General features: G+C 53.0%; 19 protein-coding genes. 2 read left to right on the top strand and 17 right to left on the bottom strand.

Translation table 11 applies throughout. From position 1 onward, the window contains the following. The first annotated feature begins 203 nt into the window (after positions 1-203). Positions 204-1,688 (top strand): NCS2 family permease, encoded by a 1,485-nt coding sequence (locus ACT3TY_RS08205; protein ID WP_444627857.1) that lies wholly within the window; start codon positions 204-206, stop codon positions 1,686-1,688. A 36-nt stretch (positions 1,689-1,724) separates the two neighbouring features. On the opposite strand, the gene ACT3TY_RS08200 is transcribed toward ACT3TY_RS08205, so the two are convergent. The 3 genes from ACT3TY_RS08200 to ACT3TY_RS08190 all read right to left on the bottom strand — a co-directional run bounded on the left by ACT3TY_RS08200 (position 1,725) and on the right by ACT3TY_RS08190 (position 4,487). After that, the gene (locus ACT3TY_RS08200) at positions 1,725-3,011 is read right to left on the bottom strand and encodes an MATE family efflux transporter (RefSeq protein WP_406565433.1); all 1,287 of its coding nucleotides are present in this window, start codon (positions 3,009-3,011) and stop codon (positions 1,725-1,727) included. 143 nt (positions 3,012-3,154) lie between these two features. Then, on the bottom strand, positions 3,155-3,739 hold the full coding sequence (locus tag ACT3TY_RS08195; protein ID WP_087107653.1) for a YceI family protein: 585 nt from the start codon (positions 3,737-3,739) through the stop codon (positions 3,155-3,157). Positions 3,740-3,929: 190 nt separating this feature from the next. Beyond that, positions 3,930-4,487: a cytochrome b gene (locus ACT3TY_RS08190; protein ID WP_444627856.1), complete on the bottom strand. Its 558-nt coding sequence runs from the start codon at positions 4,485-4,487 to the stop codon at positions 3,930-3,932. A 619-nt stretch (positions 4,488-5,106) separates the two neighbouring features. Between ACT3TY_RS08190 and ACT3TY_RS08185 the strand changes: the two genes are divergently transcribed. After that, a complete protein-coding gene (locus ACT3TY_RS08185; RefSeq protein WP_444627855.1) occupies positions 5,107-5,394 on the top strand; it encodes a hypothetical protein in 288 nt (95 codons plus the stop codon). A 119-nt stretch (positions 5,395-5,513) separates the two neighbouring features. On the opposite strand, the gene ACT3TY_RS08180 is transcribed toward ACT3TY_RS08185, so the two are convergent. The 14 genes from ACT3TY_RS08180 to leuD form a co-directional block, all read right to left on the bottom strand. Then, positions 5,514-6,713 carry an O-succinylhomoserine sulfhydrylase gene (locus ACT3TY_RS08180; RefSeq protein WP_444627854.1) on the bottom strand — a complete coding sequence of 400 codons (1,200 nt, stop codon included), beginning with the start codon at positions 6,711-6,713 and terminating at the stop codon, positions 5,514-5,516. A gap of 41 nt (positions 6,714-6,754) precedes the next feature. Then, positions 6,755-8,275, bottom strand: a complete 1,521-nt coding sequence (purF, locus tag ACT3TY_RS08175; protein ID WP_444621879.1) for an amidophosphoribosyltransferase — start codon at positions 8,273-8,275, stop codon at positions 6,755-6,757. Positions 8,276-8,406: 131 nt separating this feature from the next. Then, positions 8,407-8,979: a CvpA family protein gene (locus ACT3TY_RS08170; protein ID WP_172118408.1), complete on the bottom strand. Its 573-nt coding sequence runs from the start codon at positions 8,977-8,979 to the stop codon at positions 8,407-8,409. A 3-nt stretch (positions 8,980-8,982) separates the two neighbouring features. After that, the gene (locus ACT3TY_RS08165; protein WP_444627853.1) at positions 8,983-9,735 is read right to left on the bottom strand and encodes an SPOR domain-containing protein; all 753 of its coding nucleotides are present in this window, start codon (positions 9,733-9,735) and stop codon (positions 8,983-8,985) included. A 27-nt stretch (positions 9,736-9,762) separates the two neighbouring features. Then, positions 9,763-11,064, bottom strand: coding sequence for a bifunctional tetrahydrofolate synthase/dihydrofolate synthase (gene folC / locus ACT3TY_RS08160; protein ID WP_444627852.1), 1,302 nt, complete (start codon positions 11,062-11,064; stop codon positions 9,763-9,765). After that, complete coding sequence (accD, locus tag ACT3TY_RS08155) at positions 11,042-12,046, bottom strand: acetyl-CoA carboxylase, carboxyltransferase subunit beta (protein WP_193054633.1); 1,005 nt, start codon at positions 12,044-12,046, stop codon at positions 11,042-11,044. Before accD ends, folC begins: the two co-directional genes overlap by 23 nt. A gap of 92 nt (positions 12,047-12,138) precedes the next feature. Continuing rightward, positions 12,139-12,942, bottom strand: coding sequence for a tryptophan synthase subunit alpha (gene trpA / locus ACT3TY_RS08150; protein ID WP_441679946.1), 804 nt, complete (start codon positions 12,940-12,942; stop codon positions 12,139-12,141). 21 nt (positions 12,943-12,963) lie between these two features. Next, positions 12,964-14,151 (bottom strand): tryptophan synthase subunit beta, encoded by a 1,188-nt coding sequence (gene trpB, locus ACT3TY_RS08145; protein WP_441679954.1) that lies wholly within the window; start codon positions 14,149-14,151, stop codon positions 12,964-12,966. Between the two features lie 191 nt (positions 14,152-14,342). After that, the gene (locus tag ACT3TY_RS08140) at positions 14,343-14,981 is read right to left on the bottom strand and encodes a phosphoribosylanthranilate isomerase (RefSeq protein ID WP_087107456.1); all 639 of its coding nucleotides are present in this window, start codon (positions 14,979-14,981) and stop codon (positions 14,343-14,345) included. Then, positions 14,968-15,915 (bottom strand): tRNA pseudouridine(38-40) synthase TruA, encoded by a 948-nt coding sequence (truA, locus tag ACT3TY_RS08135; RefSeq protein ID WP_087107458.1) that lies wholly within the window; start codon positions 15,913-15,915, stop codon positions 14,968-14,970. The genes ACT3TY_RS08140 and truA overlap by 14 nt, the downstream gene beginning before the upstream one ends. Before the next feature lie 26 nt (positions 15,916-15,941). Further along, entirely contained in the window at positions 15,942-17,438 is a 1,497-nt protein-coding gene (locus ACT3TY_RS08130) for a type IV pilus assembly protein FimV (protein WP_444627851.1), read from the bottom strand. Between the two features lie 223 nt (positions 17,439-17,661). Continuing rightward, the gene (gene asd, locus ACT3TY_RS08125) at positions 17,662-18,774 is read right to left on the bottom strand and encodes an aspartate-semialdehyde dehydrogenase (protein ID WP_087107462.1); all 1,113 of its coding nucleotides are present in this window, start codon (positions 18,772-18,774) and stop codon (positions 17,662-17,664) included. Positions 18,775-18,901: 127 nt separating this feature from the next. Then, positions 18,902-19,981 carry a 3-isopropylmalate dehydrogenase gene (leuB, locus tag ACT3TY_RS08120; RefSeq protein WP_087107464.1) on the bottom strand — a complete coding sequence of 360 codons (1,080 nt, stop codon included), beginning with the start codon at positions 19,979-19,981 and terminating at the stop codon, positions 18,902-18,904. 116 nt (positions 19,982-20,097) lie between these two features. Beyond that, positions 20,098-20,745, bottom strand: coding sequence for a 3-isopropylmalate dehydratase small subunit (gene leuD / locus ACT3TY_RS08115; RefSeq protein ID WP_087107466.1), 648 nt, complete (start codon positions 20,743-20,745; stop codon positions 20,098-20,100). Positions 20,746-20,747: the final 2 nt, after the last annotated feature.

The following is a 20,747-nucleotide window of genomic DNA, read 5'->3' as shown; positions in this document are numbered from 1 at the left end:
TACTCAGCGCCCAGGCTTTGCCTGGGCGTTTTTGTATCTTGGGAATGGTTGTATTGTTGTGTACAATTGCGCGCTTGCCGCCAGAGCCAAGGCCGCCCGTGCGGCGTCCTGTTCAGCGCCAACCTGACCGATCAGTCAACCCCACCTGGGTCTATCTGCCTAACGGTTTGCACTGTTAAACTCTTTTATTAACGAGGCTTTCCATGGCGGCAGCCAGCACACACTACCCTTGGTATAAAAAAGAAGACACCGATGCCTTCTTTGCTCTCTTCCAAAATAATATCGCCAACTTTATCGTTATCGCGATTACCATGCTGGGCATGGGCTTCCCTGCCTCGATCGTCTATGGTCAGGTGCTGCCAGGAGCGGCCGTTGCCGTTATGGTCGGCAATTTCTATTACGCCTGGAGCGCTGCACGCTTAGCCAGGAAAGAGAACCGTACCGACGTTACCGCCCTTTCATACGGCATTTCTACTCCGGTTATGTTTGTATTTTTATTTGGCGTACTGTTACCCGCCAAGCAACTGACCGGTGATACCGAGTTGGCCTGGAAGGTTGCGGTGGCTGCCTGCTTTATTAGTGGCGCTATTGAAGCGGCGATTAGCCTGATTGGCCGATGGGTGCAGTATCATCTGCCACGGGCTGCCATGCTGGGGGCTGTCGCGGGGGTAGCTCTCACGTTTATTGCCGGTGAGATGCTGTTTAAAACACTGGAAGTACCGGTTATTGGCCTTCTCGTGCTGGCTATTATTATCGTTGGCCTGGTAGCCCGGGTCAGCATGCCCTTTAAGCTACCTACCTCGCTGTTCGCGATTATTGTCGGCACGGCGATGGCTTACTTGATTGGCGATGCCGGCAGTGAGCGCTTCAGCGATGCATTTACGCACCTGGGCTTTTACCCGCTGCTTCCCAATTTGGCCTGGTTTGAAGGTTTAGGTTTACTATTTACCGGTATGCTCGCTGTTCTAACCGTTGTTCTTCCTATTACGCTTTATAACGCCATTGAGACCATGAACAACGTTGAAGCGATGGAGGCAGCTGGCGACAAATACGACGTCCGCGAATGTCAGGCGGTTGACGGCGTAGGTACCATGATCGGCGCACTATTTGGCGGCGTTTTTCCTACTACCGTGTATATCGCCACGGTAGGCGCAAAGTGGATGGGCGCCGGGCGCGGTTACAGCTTATTGAACGGTGCTGTTTATGCGCTGGCCACCATGACAGGATTAATTGCCGCCCTGGCAGCCATTATTCCCGTCTCCGTGGTAGCGCCCATATTAGTCTTTGTGGGCATGTCGATGATTGCCACGGCATTCCAGGCCAACGATACGCGCTATTATCCCGCCGTTGCACTCGCCATGCTGCCCTACTTTGCTAACTATATAATGACACGCTTTAGCCGTGGCGCAGGCGAAGTGGTGAGCGATATTTCCAGTGCCATTGTGGTGATGGGCCAAGGCGCCATGTTTATGGCTATTTTGTTGGGCGCAATGACGGTATCGGTGATTGATCATCAGTTTCGCCGCGCTGCCGTATTTGCCTTGATTGCAGCAGGCTTTTCATTTGTCGGTTTAATGCACGCGCCTCAACTTGCATTGAACGCCGCGCCACAATTTGTGCTCGGCTACTTGGCAATGGCGCTGCTATTTGCCTATTTCTCATTCCAGCAAGCGCCACACAAGCGTTAATTGACTATGTGTTAATTACCCCATTTATTAATTACTTTAGGCGTTGTATCCCGCCTGCCGTTGCGGGCGGGATAATATACGTACCAATACGACCCACGCAGTTAAACCCGATAACAAATTTCCTATCGCTGCCCCTGCCGCCAAGCCCCACCAGCCAAAGAGCAGAGAGCCTACCCACAGGCAAGGCAAGTAGCAGACAAAGAGGCGCGCACTGGAAAGCAGCATGGCGCGCAGCGGCCAGCCCAACGCATTTCCCGCCGATACCACCAACATACATACCCCTAGCGCAGCATAACTTGGCAGCAAGAAGCGAATCAGTAGTGTGAGCTCGCTTTGCACGTTAGGCGTTCCCGCCAGAACCATCGCGAGCCAAGGCGCACCCAAGGCAAGTATCACGCCAAGACCTAGCTGCCATATAACAGCCACTTTAAGCGCCAAGCGTATTAACTGCTGAATTTGCCCCCAATCCCCGGCCCCATAACAGCGTCCCAACCAAGGCGGAAGCGACATGGTCATCGCCAGTATGACCATCAGCGAAAGCGTTTCCAGGCGGCTTGCCAGCCCCCACGCTGCTACTTGGGTATCGCCAAGCCCAGCGACAACGGCAATGGTTAACATGCTGGCAAGAGGTGGCATCAATTGGCTCACCATCGCGGGAGCGGCAATGCCTACATAAGGGCGCCAGGAGTGTTTGGCCTCATCCAAGAGTCCAACGTTAGACACCCATTGCTTACGTATCAGCGCCTGGCACGTAATCACTAACCCCAAAGCGAATGCGATACACGTTGCCCAGGCAGCCCCTGGCAACCCCAAGCCCTCCCAGGAGCCAACACCAAAGATCAGCAGTGGATCGAGCACCAGGTTGGCTACACTACTAAGCACCATCATTTTACCCGGTAGCTTGGTATTGCCGTGGGCACGAAATACGCTATAGATAAAATAAAGCACCGCACCCAGCCATGCTGAAAAAAGTTGCGGCCCCCAATAAATACGGATGTAAGAAAGTGCCGTGTTATCTGCGCCTAACAGACGAAAAACAGGCTCATGGAAAAGCCATAAGCCTATACCCAGCACACCAATCACGGCTCCCCCAGCAAGCAGTACCAGGCTGGTTAAGCGCTTTGCTCTCGCATGCTCATCAGCTCCCAAGGCCCGCGAAATAAGCGCCGCAATGGCAATGCCCATCCCCACTTGGATCCCAATAATTAAGAAGGAGAGTGGAAAGGTAAACGATTGCGCTGCCAAAGGTGCAGTGCCAAGGCGAGCGACAAAAGCACTATCAACAAGCTGAAAACCCAATAACGCCAGTACCCCGATGGCCATTGGCCAGGTTTGGCGCCATAGAGTTATTGCCAACTTGCGCTGACTCAATACAGTGCTCAAACCGGTAACTCCTTCATTTGCAATGTTTATAACCAAAAGCGCCATCGCCCCTTGGGGCGATGGCGCTTTTTAACACGGATGACTTACTGACGGATACCTTCAAACGTCACATAAAGCTCTAGCTCGTGCATGGGCTCGGGGAAATCGCTCAGATCGATACCATAATCGCCCAGATTAAGCATTGTGCTGCCTTCAAAACCGGCACGGTAATTACCCCATGGATCTTCACCCTGACCGATTAACGTAACAGGCATTTCAATTTCTTGCGTCTCACCGTGTAACGTTAAATCACCCGTCACAACACCTTCGTTGTCGCCTGTTGATTCAAAGCTCGTCGAGACAAATGAAGCGGTTGGATATTCGCTTGCATTCAGGAAATCACTGCTCAGAATGTGACGGTCACGCTCAGCATGGTTAGAGTTCAAGCTATTCACCTGAACCTCAAACTCAACAGCAGAAGCGTCTGCATCGTCTTCGTCGTAAGAGAGTTGGCCATCAAATTCTTCAAAACTACCCAGAATATAAGACATACCAAGATGGCTAATTTTAAACTGTACGAAAGCGTGCTGGCCTTCGGTATCAACGTTATAATCAGCTGCCTGAGCCTGGCTTAATGGCACCAATGCAGCCGCGGCAATAGCAGATGCAACAACACTTTTCTTCAACATCATGGTTATCTCCTCTCTTTCCTTAGTAGACACAGAGAATTTTTTATTTTCTCCATGCTTGAAAACGCGATTCCAGCCAGTATTTACGAGTTTGCTCACCAAGCTCGAAGTACTTTTTAATGAGTACTTTTTAATGAGTACTTTTTAATGAGTACTTTTCAATTAGTACTTATGTATTAGCATTTATCGCTTATGAATGCTCAGATCGGCGCACCGGATTAACCATACGCACCAGTGTAGCGTGTCGATCAACCCAGTGATGTTTAAATGCGGCTAACGCATGTCCTGCAGCCAAAACTACCAATGTTAATGCGCTGTACCAATGAATATCACCGGCGATGCTGGCTTGATTAGGAAGGCCATGCAGTAATGCAGGCACATCAAACCAACCGAAAACGCTAATACCCCGGCCATTAGCCGTAGAAATCATATAACCGCTAAGCATGACAAGAAGCAAAACGATGTAGAGCGCGATATGGCCCAGATGGGCTGCCAGGACTTCGAAGCGGCTGCCTTCACCTGCCGGCGTCGGCTGCAGCAAGCGCCACGCTATGCGTGCAACCGTGGCTATCAACAGTAACATGCCAATCGAGCGATGCACCCATGGCCCCTGATTGTACCAGCTATCGTAGTAGCCAAGCCCCGTCATCCACCAGCCCAATATAAACAGGCCAATAATTGCTATGGCGCTAAGCCAATGAAACAGAATACTCACGAGACCCCAAGTGCGCTGCGTGTTCCGCCACATTATTTTCTTCCTCGTTACTACCAAACAAACGCTATGCTGACTCGACTTCCTGTCAAACATGCCCAAGTGTTGGCATTTCGCTCATGGCTATCGCAGGCCTGCTCTTATCGAAGTCAAGACAGTGCGAGAGCGCCCGTTAATCACAGCAGAGCCCCCACCAAAGCACTCAGCTGAACACTATCATCAAATATCAAAACGACCTTCGGTTTCTCAAGCCGCCGAAAGAGCGACTCTTGCGCGGCTACCGCTATGAATATCAGGAGCATACCGGCTGGCGCTTTAAAAGACTGCTGAAAAAAGCAGAATACAGCATTCGTAAAAACCATTGATTAACATGCTAACAGCTTTCATGGACCGCACAATCAGCAACCAGTAAGCGGTACCTACTGATAGGTGTGGAGAATTTAAAAAACAGATGCAAGGAGCATTGAAAAAAACAAGAAAAAAACACTCCCGGTAATGTTATTGAAATTAATTCAATTTTTTAGAATGTTTCGCGTACTTTTAATCAATTTTATTATCTAGTTCGCAGGCTTACAATATCGTCATGTTCTCGAGTGACTTGGCAAAAAGCACACCATGCATGGGAGAACAACCACACACTAATGAGGTTTATATCATGAAAAAATTTACCACTGTCGCCGCTATTGCCGTCGCTTTATCTGCCACTACCTTTTCAGCAGCTGCACTGGCTGAGCGTGGTTCAGAGAAACTGAACACCGTGATGATTCCAACATCGACTGCCCATTACAGCCAGGAAGACCTCACCATGTCCCCATCGGACTTACCTGCGATCAATGGCGGCCAGGCTCAAAACGAGGTACTTGATGCCTCTTTCGACGAAAGCCAGCAAACAGTAGCAGACCGGACAATTAAAGGTAATGACCTGCACAGCCTTAACTCGTAAGGCAGGCAATACTGACAGCTTCTAGAAAGCAGATCTGTCGCAAAAAACCCCACACACGTGGGGTTTTTTTATGCCAATAAAGCAAGCCTAACGATAAAACAGAGCTTATATTGCCAGTCTTATTCCGCTGCTAGCACATCGAGGCCACGCGCTAAATCACGTTGAATGTCCTGCTGGCTTTCCAGTCCCACCGCCACACGAATCAACCCAGGAACAATGCCCGCTGCCTCTTTTTGCGCATCGGATAAGCGTCCATGCGTGGTCGTCGCGGGATGAGTGATCGTCGTTTTCACATCCCCCAGGTTACCGGTGATGGATAATAGACGAGTCGCATCAATCACCTGCCAAGCGCCCTCCTGCCCATTAACAACCTCAAATCCAAGCACAGCGCCAAAGCCCTTCTGTTGCTGCTTGGCAAGCGTATGCTGCGGATGCGCTTCCAAACCGCTGTAATGCACGTGACTTACTGCGGGATGTTGTTCCAGCCAGCGCGCCAGCGTGAGCGCATTTTCACAATGAGCTTTCATTCGTAGCGAGAGTGTTTCTAGCCCTTTGGTAAATATCCAGGCATTAAAGGGACTGAGACAAGGGCCGCAGGTACGAACCACACCGAAGACTTCTTCCAGTACATCATGCTTACCCACGACAGCACCACCGATGGCCCGCCCTTGGCCGTCCAGGTACTTGGTCGCGGAGTGGATGACGAGGTCGGCACCCAACGCAAGAGGCTGCTGCAGCGCAGGTGTCAAAAAGCAGTTATCAATGGCCAAAAGGGCATTATTACGTTTTGCTATGGCAGCAAGCGCCGGGATATCGGCAATCTCGGAAAGCGGGTTTGAGGGCGTTTCTGCGAACAGGAGCCGCGTTTTGGGCGTAATAGCCGCTTCCCACGCTTCTACATTAGAGAGTTCAACATAGCGGGTGGTGATGCCAAACTTGCCCAGGTACTTATCGAACAGGCTGACGGTCGAGCCAAAGAGCGAACGCGATGCCACGATTTCATCGCCGGCAGACAATAACGCAAGCGCCGTCGATAAAATGGCCGACATACCCGAGCTTGTTGCCACGCAGCGCTCCCCACCTTCAAGTGCTGCCAAGCGGCGCTCGAAAGTATGTACAGTGGGGTTCGTAAAACGCGAATAAACGTTGCCAAGCTCTTGCCCACCAAACTTACGCGCTGCTTCCGCAGCGCTTTCATAGACAAAGCTAGAGGTCGGAAAAATAGGCTCCGCATGCTCTTGCTCGAAGGTGCGATGATGGCCTGCACGGATCGCCAGCGTCTCTAACGACCACTCATCCTGTTGGCTGTCATTATGCATGGACGTCCCCCTTATTTTCAGTAAGCATCAGTGACCTGTCGTTAGTCGTCGAGGTCATCATCCTGATTGTGCATATCGACCAGCGCATGATCACCCGCACTTTGATCTTTCGCGGCATCGTTCCGGCTGGCTTCAAGCACGGCCAGATACGCGTCATCGATATCCCCCGTAACATACTTGCCATCAAAGACCGAGCAGTCGAAGGCTTCCATTTCCGGGTTTACTTCGCGGCAGGCATCTTTCAGGTCTTCCAGATCCTGGTAGAAAATTCGGTCAGCGCCAATCAGCTCGCCTACTTCATCTTCAGTGCGGCCATGGGCAATTAACTCCACCGCCGCAGGCATGTCGATACCGTACACATTAGGGTAGCGCACAGGCGGCGCAGCGGAGGCAAAGTAAACCTTACGTGCACCCGCATCTCGGGCCATCTGAATAATCTGCTTACAGGTCGTACCACGTACAATCGAGTCATCCACCAGCAGCACGTTCTTGCCTTTGAACTCAATGTCGATGGCGTTGAGTTTTTGGCGTACCGATTTCTTACGCTGCGTTTGGCCAGGCATGATAAACGTACGGCCAATATAGCGGTTCTTCATAAAGCCTTCGCGATACGTCACCCCAAGGTGCTGGGCCATTTCCAGCGCGGAGGTACGGGACGTATCCGGAATGGGGATCACAACATCAATATCGTGATCAGGCCATTCGTTCAGGATTCGGTCGCCCAGCTTGCGCCCCATTTGCATGCGCGTGCCATAGACGTAGGCACCGTCTAGAATGGAGTCAGGGCGTGCCAGATATACATGCTCGAAAATACACGAGCGCAGTTCCGGGCGGTCAGCACATACTTGCGTATGACACTGGCCCTGCATATCCACAAATATCGCTTCGCCGGGTGACAGGTCACGCTCAAGCTCAAAGCCGCCCACGTCTAGCGCGACCGACTCAGACGCAATCATGACATCCTGCCCTTCGTCCGTTTGGCGAGTACCAAACACCACTGGACGAATGCCGTGAGGATCACGAAATGCCACCATACCAAAACCGTTAATGATCGCGACCGCCGCGTAGCCGCCTTTGCAGCGCCGGTGCACTCTACGTACCGCATCAAAAATATCTTCCGCTTCCAGATGCAGGCCTTGCTTACCCAGCTCATGGGCAAACACGTTAAGCAACACTTCAGAGTCGGAGCTGGTATTGATATGCCGTAAATCGGTTGAGAAAAGCTCCTGCTTCAACTGCTCAGAGTTGGTCAGGTTACCGTTATGGGCCAACGCAATACCGTAAGGCGAGTTGACATAAAACGGCTGAGATTCCGCTTCGCTGGATGAACCAGCGGTAGGATAACGTACGTGACCAATACCCAGGTTGCCCTTAAGGCGAGCCATATGGCGAGTGTGGAAGACGTCGCGCACTAGCCCATTGCTCTTGCGCAGTAAGAAGCGTCCCTCGCTCCAAGTCATCATACCGGCAGCGTCCTGGCCGCGATGCTGAAGTACGGTCAGGGCATCGTAGATTCCCTGATTTACCGCCTGCTTGGCCAGAAGGCCCACTATACCGCACATTCAAGTTACCTCGCTTTAGTGCCATGGCTTGCCAAAACAAGCCCGTACGTTCTTAAAACTCATTTTAATACGTTTGCGTTTAACCGGTACCCGTCAAGCGGTTAGGCAAGCGCAAAACACGCTGTTAGGCGTTATTGACTATCCATGGGCTGCGGCGCAAAACTGCCATGCGGGCGAATCTCAGGCAGTGATATATCGCGTAAAGAGGCGGGCGCTTCTGGCAGCTCACGCTCCCACTGATCCAACTGACTAACCGCCCAATCGCGCAACTCGATAAAGGTGGGCCGTAACGAGGCTTGCTGCCATGCCTGAAGCTCGGCAAGCGGCGTGAGCGTAATAACGACCGTGGCCACCAGCAAGATGATCGTGCCACGCGCGATACCAAACACAGCTCCCGCAAAACGGTTCAAAAGCCCCATGCCTACCCATACAATGGCCGCATGCACCAAGCGAATAACAATGCCGCAAAGCAAGATCACCGCAAAAATAACCAGTGCAAAGGCCAATACAAGTCGAGCGTCAAAACTTTCGATAAACCCGCTCATTAACTCGGCGACCGGCTCTGCCAATACGCGGGCGACCATTAACGCAACCACCCATGCCCCAAGCCCTAACGCTTCTCTAACAAAACCACGGACAAAGCCGGCCAGCATCGAAAGCGCCAGCACGGCAAGAAATACAGCATCAATCCACGTTAGCGCCATCGTTTAATCTCTTACTCGCACTAACAGACCTTGCACGTTTGCGCGCTGTTTAATTAAGGCCATCGCCGCTTCGCCATCCTCTGATGATGCGTAAGGCCCCACGAGCACTGTGGTCAAGTTATTGTCGCGCTGGCGTTGGAAAACACTAAATCCTTCGCCTGTAAGCTGGCTACCTAGTCGCTGAGCATTCGCGGCATCGCCAAAACTACCCACCTGAACCGCCCACCCACCTTGCTGTGTAGACGCTGGTCCAGCACTCGATGAACCCGCCCCTGATGAACCTGAACTAGAAGAGCCTGTACTTGAAGAACCTGTACTTGAAGAATTAGCACTTGAAGAACCTGCAGCGCTTTGGCTGCTGGATGTCGACGTGCTATTCGAGGCTACCAGGTCGGCAATGGGGTCATTTTGGGGAGCGTCAGTGTTTGAAGATGACGTAGGCGCTTGTGCGACAGTTTCCGTTTCACTGGGCGCATCAATTTGAGAAGTATCAGGTAATCTCGGAGATGCATCTATCGGTGCATTAACCCCATCATTGCTTGCCACATTTGAAGATGGCTGAGGGTTAATGGTAGAGGGCATTTGGGGAGCGTCTACATCATGGCGCGCCGTTTCTATGGGCTGTTCAATAATGAACGTTGGTTGCTGTCGCTCCTCACGCGGCGCCGGGTCACTCATCAGCCAAGGGACAACGATTGCGAGTAGCGCAAGCAGAATCACAACACCGCTAATGCGCTCTGTTTTACCATATTTCATATCATCTCCCTCTAGCGGGACTACGCCTTAAGAACGGCTGGCTTGTGGCAGTGATCGAGCTAACAGAGCGGCGACGGTAAAAAAGGAACCCGTTACCAAAATGCGATCCTTGTCAGTGAGCATCTCAGCCATGGCATCAACACCGGCTTCAGGCGAGTCTGCACAAAGCCGCACACAGCCACCATGGGCTTTAATACGCTCAGCGAGTTCATTGGCCGTGTGGCCGCGCTCGCCATCAAGCGTTACACAGACCCAGTCAGTAATACGCGGTGCTAACGCCGCAATAACACCATCAACGTCTTTATCATTGAGCATACCTATCACTGCCCACTGCCGTCCTGTATCAGGCGGTACTGGCAAATGGCGAGCAACATAGGTCGCCGCATGAGGATTATGCCCCACATCCAGGCACCACTGCCCTATCCACTGCATCCGGCCTGGCAGATTAACACTGGCTAATGCATTTTGCGTGGCTTTTAGCGTTAGCGTCAGCCCCGTAAGCGCCAACGCTTGTAGTGCAGTTGCGGCATTATCGACAGGCAGACCAGGATCAGGCAGCGCATCCAGAGAAAGCGTCTCCCCCGTTGCCGTCAACCCACTCCAGCACCAGGGTAAATGGCTGTTTTCCTCGGCACTGTGGTTAAACGCTAATCCTAACCGGTAAACCGGCGCCGCCAAGGCAATAGCCGCATCGGCCACGCTACCGGGAAGCGACTCACTGCCCAATACCGCTGGCCGCAATGGGCGAAATATACCCGCTTTCTCAAGGCCGATTTGCGAAATATCGGTTCCCAAAAAGCTCGCATGGTCTTGGGCTATCGTAGTGACGACCGCAATATCCGCATTAATGATATTGACGGCATCCAAGCGACCGCCCAAGCCCACCTCAAGTACCGCAAGATCCAGTTCAGCTTGTGCCAAACACCAGAGCGCGCACAATGTACCCGCTTCAAAATAGGTCAGGCTAATTTCCGGTGCTTCCAGGCGAGCCTGTTCGACACGTTCAAACCCCTCGACCAGGCACGCGTCGTTAGCTTCCTGGCCGTTGATACGCACCCGCTCGTTGTAACGCAATAGATGAGGCGAGGAGTACGTACCCACATGCCAACCATGTGCGCGAGCCACCGCGTCAACCATGGCAACTGTCGAGCCTTTACCATTGGTGCCCGCCACAATGACAACGCGATTGGCAATGGGGCGTTTAAATAGCCCCATACGCTCAGCAACACGTGACACACGCTCCAAGCCTAAATCAATCCCGACAGGGTGCAGGGTTTCCAGATGCTGAAGCCACTCTGCTAACGACTTAGGCATTGCGGTGTGGTTCATGGCTCTTGTCAATAGAATCCGGACCTGTCTCGTCAACCGTTACGTCAGTATCGGCGATGTGTGCTTCATCAACCACCGGCTCAGCGACGGCTTCATCATCCGTCAATTCACTGGCTAACGAAAGCGCCTCCTGATGAGTCAACTTGCGTAGTACGCCGCCCACACGGGTACGCATTTCCTGGCGATGTACAATCATATCGACCGTACCATGCTCCAACAGGAACTCGCTGCGCTGGAAACCTTCTGGCAGCGTTTCGCGGACGGTCTGCTCAATAACACGCGGACCAGCAAAACCAATCAATGCGTTGGGCTCAGCAATATTCAAGTCGCCCAGCATGGCGAGCGAAGCGGATACGCCCCCAAACACCGGATCGGTAAGCACCGAGATATAGGGCACACCGGCCTGCTTGAGTCTCTCAAGTGCCGCCGATGTTTTGGCCATTTGCATCAGTGAGAAAAGCGCTTCCTGCATACGCGCACCACCGGAAGCCGCAAAGCAAACCAGTGGAATACCTTCGTCAAGCGCGATAGTCGCCGCTCGGGCAAACTTCTCACCCACTACGGCCCCCATCGACCCACCCATAAAGGTGAACTCGAAAGCAACCGCAATGACCGGCAAACCGTCCAACGTACCACGCATAGCAATCAGCGCATCTTTCTCGCCGGTATCCTTTTGCGCGGCCGCCAAGCGGTCCTTGTACTTTTTAGAATCGCGGAATTTCAGGCGATCAACAGGTTCAAGCTCTGCCGCGACTTCTTCACGACCTTCTTTATCCAGGAACCAGTCCAAGCGTTTCCGCGCAGTCAGCCGTAAGTGATGGTCACATTTCGGACAAACACTATGGTGTTTCTCTAACTCAGGAAGATAGAGAACGGCTTCACACTTGGGACATTTACGCCAGAGGCCGTCGGGCACACTGGCACGACGGTCTTTACGCTGGATACGCCCCATGGAGGGCACTATCTTGTCTAACCAGCTCATATCAAAAAGGCTTCCGTTTTACGTCATGCCTGGCAGCGCCAAGCTTGATGAGTGTCGTCAATCAACTTCAGTATAGACGATGAGGGGCAGCGTTAGGCGTCCATTGCGGTGCGCATCTCTGCTAGCACGCTTCTAAGCTGACCAGCGATAATTTCGGGCGTTTCTACATTTTCGGCAATACGGTTTACTAACGCACTACCGACAATCACTCCATCCGCTACGTTAGCCACTTCAGCAGCCGTTACGCCATCGCGGATGCCGAAACCAACACATAGCGGCAGGTCGGTCATTTCACGTAGCGGTGCCAGGCGTTCAGCGACGTCACTTGCATTTAAGGTTGCCGCACCAGTAACGCCTTTTAGCGAAACGTAGTAAAGGTACCCCTCACCCTGGGCGCATATTGTAGCGGCTCGCGTAGGTGAAGTGGTAGGCGCCACAAGGAAAATTGCTGCTAAATTATGCGCTTTTAACAGCGGACCCAATTCATCGGCCTCTTCAGGCGGCATATCGACCACTAGCACACCATCAACGCCCACTTTTTCAGCCTGCTCAGCGAAGGCCTCGTAGCCAATACGCTCAATAGGATTTAGATACCCCATTAACACGACCGGGGTTGTGGCATCGGCCTGACGGAATTCAGCCACCATATCCAGCAAGTCGACCAAGCGGGTGCCCTGCTTTAAGGCGCGTTCACAGGCTTTTTGAATAACCGGGCCGTCCGCCATTGGATCAGAAAACGGCACACCAAGTTCAATGACATCCGCACCCGCTTCTACCAGCGCATGCATAAAGCCAACGGTGTACTGTGGCGCCGGGTCGCCCGCCGTAATATAAGGTATCAGAGCCTTGCGGCCCTGCTGCTTGAGTTCAGAAAAGCGCTGATCGATACGGTTCATGCTTGTCCTTAAAAGCGGGCCTTAAAATTCGATACCGTCAATGTTGGCTACGGTCATAATATCTTTATCACCACGGCCTGAAAGATTAACGATGATATGCTGGTCAGGGCGCATGGTAGGCGCCAGCACCTTGGCGTGCGCCAGCGCGTGGGCTGACTCCAAGGCAGGCATTATACCCTCCATCTGCGTCAGTTCTCGAAACGCTTCCAGCACGGCGCTGTCATTAGCGGTGACGTAGCTAACACGACCAACGTCTTTCCAAAGCGCGTGCTCAGGGCCAACGCCCGGATAATCAAGCCCGGCTGAAATGGAGTGTGTATCGGCGACCTGCCCCGCTTCATCAGACATCAAGTAAGTACGGTTTCCGTGCAGCACACCGCGCGGGGCATTCGATGAAAGCGGAGCGGCATGACGGCCCGTCTCAACACCATCACCTCCGGCCTCAACCCCATACATCGCGACGGCATCGTCTTCAACAAACGGATAAAATAGCCCAATCGCGTTGGACCCACCACCGACACACGCGACCAACGCATCCGGCAAGCGGCCGATTTGTTCCAGCGACTGGCGGCGTGCTTCACGCCCCACTACCGCATTAAAGTCGCGCACAAGCTCAGGGTATGGATGTGGCCCTGCTACCGTGCCGATAATGTAAAACGTGTTATCAACGTTCGTTACCCAGTCGCGCAGCGCTTCATTCATGGCATCTTTAAGGGTGCGCGTGCCCGACTCTACCGGAATCACTCGTGCGCCCAATAAACGCATACGATAGACATTCAACTTTTGGCGCTGCACGTCTTCAGCGCCCATATACACATCGCATTCAAGACCCAGGCGCGCGGCAACCGTTGCCGTCGCCACGCCGTGCTGCCCGGCACCGGTTTCAGCGATGACCCGTGGTTTGCCGGTTTTTTTGGCAAGCAGTGCCTGGCCGATGGTGTTGTTTACCTTATGCGCGCCGGTATGATTTAAATCTTCGCGCTTTAACCATATTTGCGCACCACCGAGCATCTCGGACCATCGCTTGGCATGATAAAGCGGCGACGGGCGCCCTACGTAGTGGGCAAGATCACTATCAAACTCGGCCTGAAAAGCAGGATCATCACGCAGGCTTACGTAAATTTTCTCCAGATCTTCCAGGGCGTAGCTCAATGTTTCGGATACAAACCGGCCACCATAAGGGCCAAAATGACCGCGGGCATCCGGCATCCGGGTCAGGTCACTGAATCTGGTCTTGGAAGCCGTGTCAGAAACGGTTCCAGGAACGGTTTCAGAAACAGTATTAGCGCCACCAGTTGCTGAGACAGCCACAGGATACCTCACAAGATTGCCAGAACAGGCAACAATTGAATAAGCGGACATAGAGCGCAGCGTCATAAAAAAAAGACTGCGCGGTGTGTTTAACGGGCGTCGGCTAACGCGACTTGCTGAATAAACAGTGTCATTTTTTCAACGTCTTTACGACCATGCGCTGCTTCAATCCCCCCCGACACATCAACGGCATAAGGCGCCACTTGGTGAACGGCAGAGGCGATATTATCAACCGTTAACCCGCCTGCGAGGATAACAGGTTTTGCCAGTTTTGCGGGGATTCTCGACCAATCAAAGACCTCTCCTGTGCCGCCTGGCGTGCCCGGCCGATAGGCGTCCAGCAGCAGCGCCTGTGCCTGATGATAGTCAACAGCTGCCTGAGATAAATCGATATCGTCACGCATTCGCAGCGCTTTAATCCAGGGGCGTCCAAACTGTGCGCAAAACGCAGGAGACTCATCACCGTGGAACTGAATCATGTCCAGGTACGGTAAGCACTGCTGAATCACGTCAACGGATTGATCAACAAACAACCCTACCCGGGTAACAAAAGCAGGTACTTCACCCGAAAGCGTTTCAAGTTGCTCAAGCGTAATGCTGCGCGCGCTTTTCGGCCACATTACAAAACCCAGCGCATCTGCCCCCAGCATTACGGCTTTTTTAATATCATCACTGCGGGTAAGCCCACAGAACTTGACCCGCGTACGCATGGGGCTAAGCGTCTTCATCTAGCGCCTCCTGAGCGGGATCAGACGTTGTTTTAGCAAATGTCAGTTTACGCCGCGCCGCTATTCTGGGTGTGTCTGGCAGTTCTCGTTCGCCTGTCCACTCCCCGGTAAAGGCGAGCAGGTTAGGCCCTACCGGCTCCATGGGCAAATCAAACCGCTCGTCGTAAATTGAATCAACAAAATGCAGCCCACACGCGGGAGCGGTTACATCACCTTTCTTACGATTCCTTAGCGCCAGCAATCGTTCAATATAACCTTCGTCCTGCGCCCCACGACCTACGCTGACAAGGGCGCCAGCGATATTGCGAATCATGTGATGTAAAAACGCATTGCCCTGAATATCAATGACCACCAGCGGACCAAACCGCTTCACCTCGACAAAATGCATTTGCCGCCATGGCGTTTTGGATTGGCAGCCTGCCGCACGAAAACTTGAAAAGTCATGCTCGCCAACCAGAGCCTGCGCAGCGCGATGCATGGCATCTGCATCCAGAGGATCGCGGCACCACGTTACGTTCGTGCGTTCAAGCACAGGGCGACTGATTTGATTGAGCAGTAAATAACGGTAACGCCTGCCAAGCGCTCCCAATCGGGAATGAAAATCATCCGAGACTGGCTTCACCCAGCGTACGGCGACATCGCGTGGCAAGTTGGTGTTGGCACCAAAAATCCAGGCTTTCTCAGTCCGCTCAGTCGGTGGGTCAAAGTGCGCTATTTGACGCGTGGCGTGAACGCCTGAGTCCGTACGTCCGCTGGCATGTATCTGAACGGGGGCACCGGCCACTTTTGCCAAGGCATCCTCTACGGCGCCTTGAACAGAAGCAGCATGCTTTAAACGCTGAAAGCCGCAAAAACGCGTGCCATCATATTCAATGCCTATTGCCAAACGGCCTTTCAGCGGCCGGGTTTCATCAAAGTGGTAAAACTGGGTCATCAAGCCACGTCATAAAGTTTGAAAGGTTAGCCATTATCCCGACCCGGCGGCTTGAATGCTACCTCTTCAATTTCCCACTCTGTGCCTATCGGGCGAGCCGTGCTTACTTTTTTCAGCGTTTCAGACGGTGTCAGCTCGGGCGCTTCAACCCGCTTAAAGTCCATGCCCTTTAATAACAGCGCATCTTCTTGCGGATACCGTCGGCTGCCATGGCCTGCCAAACCTGCTGCCTGACTTTTAGCATAGCTAGCGCCAAAAGCATCGCCTCTCTCGGGTTTACGTGTAGAGGCTTGCAGGTCACTACTAACGGGTGGCGATGGTTTGAACACCTGAGGCTCGGCAAGCGACGCGCCCGTCAAATGCGCTTGAGCAACCGGCTCTTCAGCCTCGCGCCACTTTCTACGCCATATTAATCCCGTCAACAGCAGTACCAGCCCAAGGGCAATGAGTGGCCATCGATAACGCTCAATACTACTTAAAACACCACTTGATGGCGCACCGTGTACGTCAGCGATTGGCTGTGCCGCAGCATTCGCCTCAGCCATTAATGGCACAGGAGGAGATGCTTCTACCAACACGCTATTCTCGATGAATTGACTGAGATTATGACGCAGTTCGCTGAGTTCAAGACGAAGCTGCTCGCGCTCTTCATTAGCCGTAAGTAAGCTTGCCTGGCTTTGCTCCAGCTGCTCTGCAAACCCGGCCATGGCGCGAGTCAGCTCGGCTTCTATCTGGGCAGTAGCCAGCTCAGGCGCAGGTGGCGTCTCAACCTCAACGTCCACCGGAATACTCTGAGGCACCGTTGTATTGGCGCGCTGCTCGCCTGCCACCATGACCTGGACAGCGTGAGCCGCCTCATCGGCTGAACGTAGCTGTACTTGCCCTGCTGCGGGCAAGCGCAGTGCCTGGCCCGTTCGCAAGCTATTAATATTGCCTTCAGGAAAGAACTCAGGATTCACCGCTACCAGTGCCAGCATCATCTGCTGAACGCTCGCGCGCTCAGGCTTACTACGCGAGGCAATACGCCACAACGTATCACCCTCTTGCACCCTTACCTCGGCACGTGGAAGAGGCTCTGTCATTTCCGAGCCAGAGCTTGACGCGACGCCGTCAGCTTCCGCTTGGTTCAACGGGTAATTAGCGTAGTCAGCCGGGTCAAAAAGTAACGTGACCGCGTGCTGTTGCTGCCCTTCCGGCGAATCAATGACCAGTAGCAAATCCAACCAAGGCGTTGTTACCGCCTGTGATGAGCGCAGGATAATGCGCCGACTGCCCGCTTGCTCTTGAATCTCGGCATGCACCTGGCGAGCCAAAGGCATCCACTCAAGCCCAGAGGCGACAAACGCTGGCTCATCAGCAACCTGTACGCTTAGCTCGCCTAGCGCGTAGGCGTTTGAGTCAAGCAACGGTAACGAGGCATTTAGCGGGGCTTCCAGCCAGGATTCCACCTCGGCAGGTCCGGCTTCAATTGCCTGCGCAAAAGACGGCACCCCAGCAATCGACAGCAGTGCGATCGTTTTCAAGAAAACGCGATAATTTGAATATTTTTTCGCCACGTTACCCAATCCGTTTTTTTATGGAAACCGCGCTAGCAAGTGCGGTACATACCAACACAGAACGCAAATTATAATTAACACAAATACACAGGTAACGCATGGAGGCGGGTTACTTAATTTAATTTAAAACACTTACAAAAAAACCGGCGCGCAAAAAGCGCCCCGGTTTTGGCTGACGTGCTGCGTTGTTTTACTGTTCGCGCAAAATTTTGAGCATGCGCTTAAGCGGCTCGGCAGCGCCCCACAGCAGTTGGTCACCAACGCTAAATGCCGAAAGGTATTCACCACCCATGTTGAGCTTACGCAAACGCCCCACCGGAATATCCAATGTGCCGGTAGCGGCGGCAGGCGTTAAACCTGCAATGGTGGCGTCTTTATCGTTGGGGATCAGCTTGACCCACTCATTATGCTGAGCGATCCGCTCTTCAATCTCATCCAGAGGCACATCATGTTTCAGCTTGATAGTGAACGCTTGGCTGTGAGAGCGCATGGCACCAATGCGCACGCAAAGACCATCAATCGGCACAGGATTATCGCCAAGACCCAGAATTTTATTGGTCTCAACAAAGCCTTTCCACTCTTCACGGCTCTGGCCGTTTTCAAGCTTGGTATCGATCCACGGCAGTAAGCTACCGGCAAGGGGGGCGCCGAAGTTATCGGTCAGGAAGTCGCCACCACGCATGGCCGCCGTTACCTTGCGGTCAATTTCCAAAATCGCGCTGGAGGGGTCAGCCAGTTCGCTACTAACGCTGTCGCGCAGTTGACCCATTTGATTAAGCAGTTCGCGCATGTGCTTGGCGCCAGAACCGGAAGCCGCCTGATAGGTCATGGAGGTCATCCACTCAACCATATCGGCTTCAAACAGGCCGCCCAAGCCCATCAGCATGAGGCTGACGGTGCAGTTACCGCCGACAAAGGTCTTGGCACCTTTGGCAAGCTGCGCATCAATGACCTTACGGTTAACCGGGTCAAGCACGATGGTAGCTTCATCCTCCATGCGTAGCGTGCTGGCGGCATCAATCCAGTAACCCTGCCAGCCATTTTTACGCAAGTCACCATAAACTTGCTTGGTGTAGTCACCGCCTTGGCAAGTAATAACAACATCCAACGCTTTCAATTCTTCAAGAGCAAACGCATCTTTTAACGCAGGTACGTCTACGCCGATGTCGGGACCAGGCTGGCCTACTTGGGAGGTGGTGAAAAAGACCGGCTCAATGCCATTAAAATCACCATCTTCCTGCATGCGCTGCATCAGCACAGAACCCACCATGCCACGCCATCCTACGAAACCGACTTTCAACATGCGAAGTCCTCCAGCAAAGAATGAGACATATATTATACACAAAACTTATAAATAACGTCGGCCACTCTTTGAGTGGCCGAGGCATCACACTTTTAATATCAAATAGTTAGCACGCTTTATAGCGCATTTAACTTTTTGCAAAGGCCGCCAGTACCGCATCGCCCATTTCAACCGTCGAAACACGGCGCGTTCCTTCTGCGGCGATATCCGCCGTGCGCAGGCCGTTATCCAGAACGCTCCCCACCGCGGCTTCAATGCGTTCGGCCATGGCCGTTTCATTCAACGAGTAGCGCAGCATCATGGCAACCGACAGCATCATGGCGAGCGGATTGGCAATGTTTTGCCCAGCGATATCCGGCGCACTTCCGTGGCAAGGCTCATACATACCTTGGCCGCTTTCATTCAGCGAGGCCGAAGGCAGCATACCGATGGAGCCGGTAAGCATGGCAGCGGCGTCAGACAAAATATCGCCAAACATATTGCCGGTCACAACGACATCAAACTGTTTCGGGGCACGTACCAGCTGCATCGCGGCATTATCTACGTACATATGCGAAAGCTCGACGTCCGGGTACTCTGGCGCCAAACGCTCCATCACTTCACGCCACAAAATGGTAACTTCCAGCACGTTAGCCTTATCTACCGAGCAGAGTTTTTTGCCACGCTTTTGGGCCATTTCAAACGCGACGCGGCCGATGCGCTCAATCTCACTTTCGGAATAAATGTAGGTGTTATAGCCCACACGCTCCCCGTTACGCTCCTCAATACCCCGCGGCTGGCCGAAGTAAATGCCGCCGGTCAATTCACGCACAATCATGATATCCAAGCCTGCCACCAATTCAGGTTTCAGGCTGGAGGCGCTGGCCAGCTGCGGGTAAAGCATGGCCGGGCGCAGGTTGCCAAACAAGCCCAGATTCTTGCGCAGGCCCAACAAACCTTTTTCAGGGCGCTTGGAAAGGTCTTCGATCTTGTCCCATTTGGGGCCACCCACCGCAGCGAGCAGAATCGCACTGGCCGCCTTGGCTTTTTCAAGCGTTTCAGCAGGCAGTGGGTCGCCATGCACATCGTAAGCCGAGCCGCCGACCAATGCTTCTTCAACGTCAATATCCAAACCCGCTTCCTGGCACGCTTTTAGCAAACGCGCAGCTTGGGCAGCAATCTCTGGGCCAATACCGTCGCCGGGTAATAGAAGCACCTTATGGGTCATGTTAAATCCTTAATAGAGAGTCAGCACGGCTTACCGCCGCTTAGCGCGGTGCAATGGAGTTGCACCGCGCTATGTATGTCTTTTTAACTATTCTGAATGACGCTTATGCGGCTGTATCAGGCAGGCTGACGGAACAACCAGGGCCGAGCATCTTTGTGTTTTTGCTCAAAGGCACGGATCGCCTCTTCGTCCTGCAGCGTGATGCCGATATCGTCCAGTCCATTGAGCAGGCAGTGCTTGCGGAACGCGTCCACTTCAAACTCAAGAATTTCGCCGCTCGGCGTGATGACCCGCTGGTTCTCCAAGTCGATATCCAGCTGATAACCTTCATTAGCATCAACGCCTGTAAACAGGCGATCCACTTCTTCTTCGCTTAACGTGATCAGCAAGATGCCGTTTTTAAACGCGTTATTGTAAAAAATATCTGCAAAGCTTGGCGCAATGACTACTTTAAAACCAAAATCTTCCAGTGCCCACGGCGCATGTTCACGCGAGCTTCCACAGCCAAAGTTGCGCCGAGCTAGCAACACCTCAGCCCCCTTAAAACGCGGCTGGTTCAGCACGAAATCGGGATTAAGCGGGCGATTGGAGCAATCCTGCCCCGGCTGACCTTCATCTAAATAACGCAGCTCATCAAACAGGTTAACGCCAAAGCCGGTTCGTTTGATTGATTTCAAGAACTGCTTGGGAATAATTAGATCGGTATCGACGTTAGCGCGATCAAGCGGGGCAACCACGCCTTCAAAACGAGTAAACTTTTTCATGG

Origin of the sequence: Halomonas sp. AOP22-C1-8 (assembly GCF_052378905.1) — a bacterium.
In the GTDB taxonomy this organism is placed as follows: Bacteria; Pseudomonadota; Gammaproteobacteria; order Pseudomonadales; family Halomonadaceae; genus Vreelandella; species Vreelandella citrativorans.
The sequence above is the reverse complement of the archived record's forward strand: the minus strand, read 5'-3'. Positions and strand labels throughout refer to the sequence as shown.

Excerpts from the sequence above, each read along its gene's own strand:
- folC (WP_444627852.1), bottom strand. The coding sequence starts at position 11,064 with ATGAACCACACCGCAATGCCTAAGTCGTTAGCAGAGTGGCTTCAGCAT.
- trpB (WP_441679954.1), bottom strand. The coding sequence starts at position 14,151 with ATGCCGGATGCCCGCGGTCATTTTGGCCCTTATGGTGGCCGGTTTGTA.
- accD (WP_193054633.1), bottom strand. The coding sequence starts at position 12,046 with ATGAGCTGGTTAGACAAGATAGTGCCCTCCATGGGGCGTATCCAGCGT.
- trpA (WP_441679946.1), bottom strand. The coding sequence starts at position 12,942 with ATGAACCGTATCGATCAGCGCTTTTCTGAACTCAAGCAGCAGGGCCGC.
- ACT3TY_RS08180 (WP_444627854.1), bottom strand. The coding sequence starts at position 6,713 with ATGCATAATGACAGCCAACAGGATGAGTGGTCGTTAGAGACGCTGGCG.
- ACT3TY_RS08185 (WP_444627855.1), top strand. The coding sequence starts at position 5,107 with ATGAAAAAATTTACCACTGTCGCCGCTATTGCCGTCGCTTTATCTGCC.
- ACT3TY_RS08205 (WP_444627857.1), top strand. The coding sequence starts at position 204 with ATGGCGGCAGCCAGCACACACTACCCTTGGTATAAAAAAGAAGACACC.
- ACT3TY_RS08200 (WP_406565433.1), bottom strand. The coding sequence starts at position 3,011 with ATGGCCATCGGGGTACTGGCGTTATTGGGTTTTCAGCTTGTTGATAGT.
- leuD (WP_087107466.1), bottom strand. The coding sequence starts at position 20,745 with ATGAAAAAGTTTACTCGTTTTGAAGGCGTGGTTGCCCCGCTTGATCGC.
- leuB (WP_087107464.1), bottom strand. The coding sequence starts at position 19,981 with ATGACCCATAAGGTGCTTCTATTACCCGGCGACGGTATTGGCCCAGAG.
- ACT3TY_RS08165 (WP_444627853.1), bottom strand. The coding sequence starts at position 9,735 with ATGAAATATGGTAAAACAGAGCGCATTAGCGGTGTTGTGATTCTGCTT.
- ACT3TY_RS08170 (WP_172118408.1), bottom strand. The coding sequence starts at position 8,979 with ATGGCGCTAACGTGGATTGATGCTGTATTTCTTGCCGTGCTGGCGCTT.
- ACT3TY_RS08195 (WP_087107653.1), bottom strand. The coding sequence starts at position 3,739 with ATGTTGAAGAAAAGTGTTGTTGCATCTGCTATTGCCGCGGCTGCATTG.
- ACT3TY_RS08140 (WP_087107456.1), bottom strand. The coding sequence starts at position 14,981 with ATGAAGACGCTTAGCCCCATGCGTACGCGGGTCAAGTTCTGTGGGCTT.
- purF (WP_444621879.1), bottom strand. The coding sequence starts at position 8,275 with ATGTGCGGTATAGTGGGCCTTCTGGCCAAGCAGGCGGTAAATCAGGGA.
- truA (WP_087107458.1), bottom strand. The coding sequence starts at position 15,915 with ATGACCCAGTTTTACCACTTTGATGAAACCCGGCCGCTGAAAGGCCGT.
- ACT3TY_RS08190 (WP_444627856.1), bottom strand. The coding sequence starts at position 4,487 with ATGTGGCGGAACACGCAGCGCACTTGGGGTCTCGTGAGTATTCTGTTT.
- asd (WP_087107462.1), bottom strand. The coding sequence starts at position 18,774 with ATGTTGAAAGTCGGTTTCGTAGGATGGCGTGGCATGGTGGGTTCTGTG.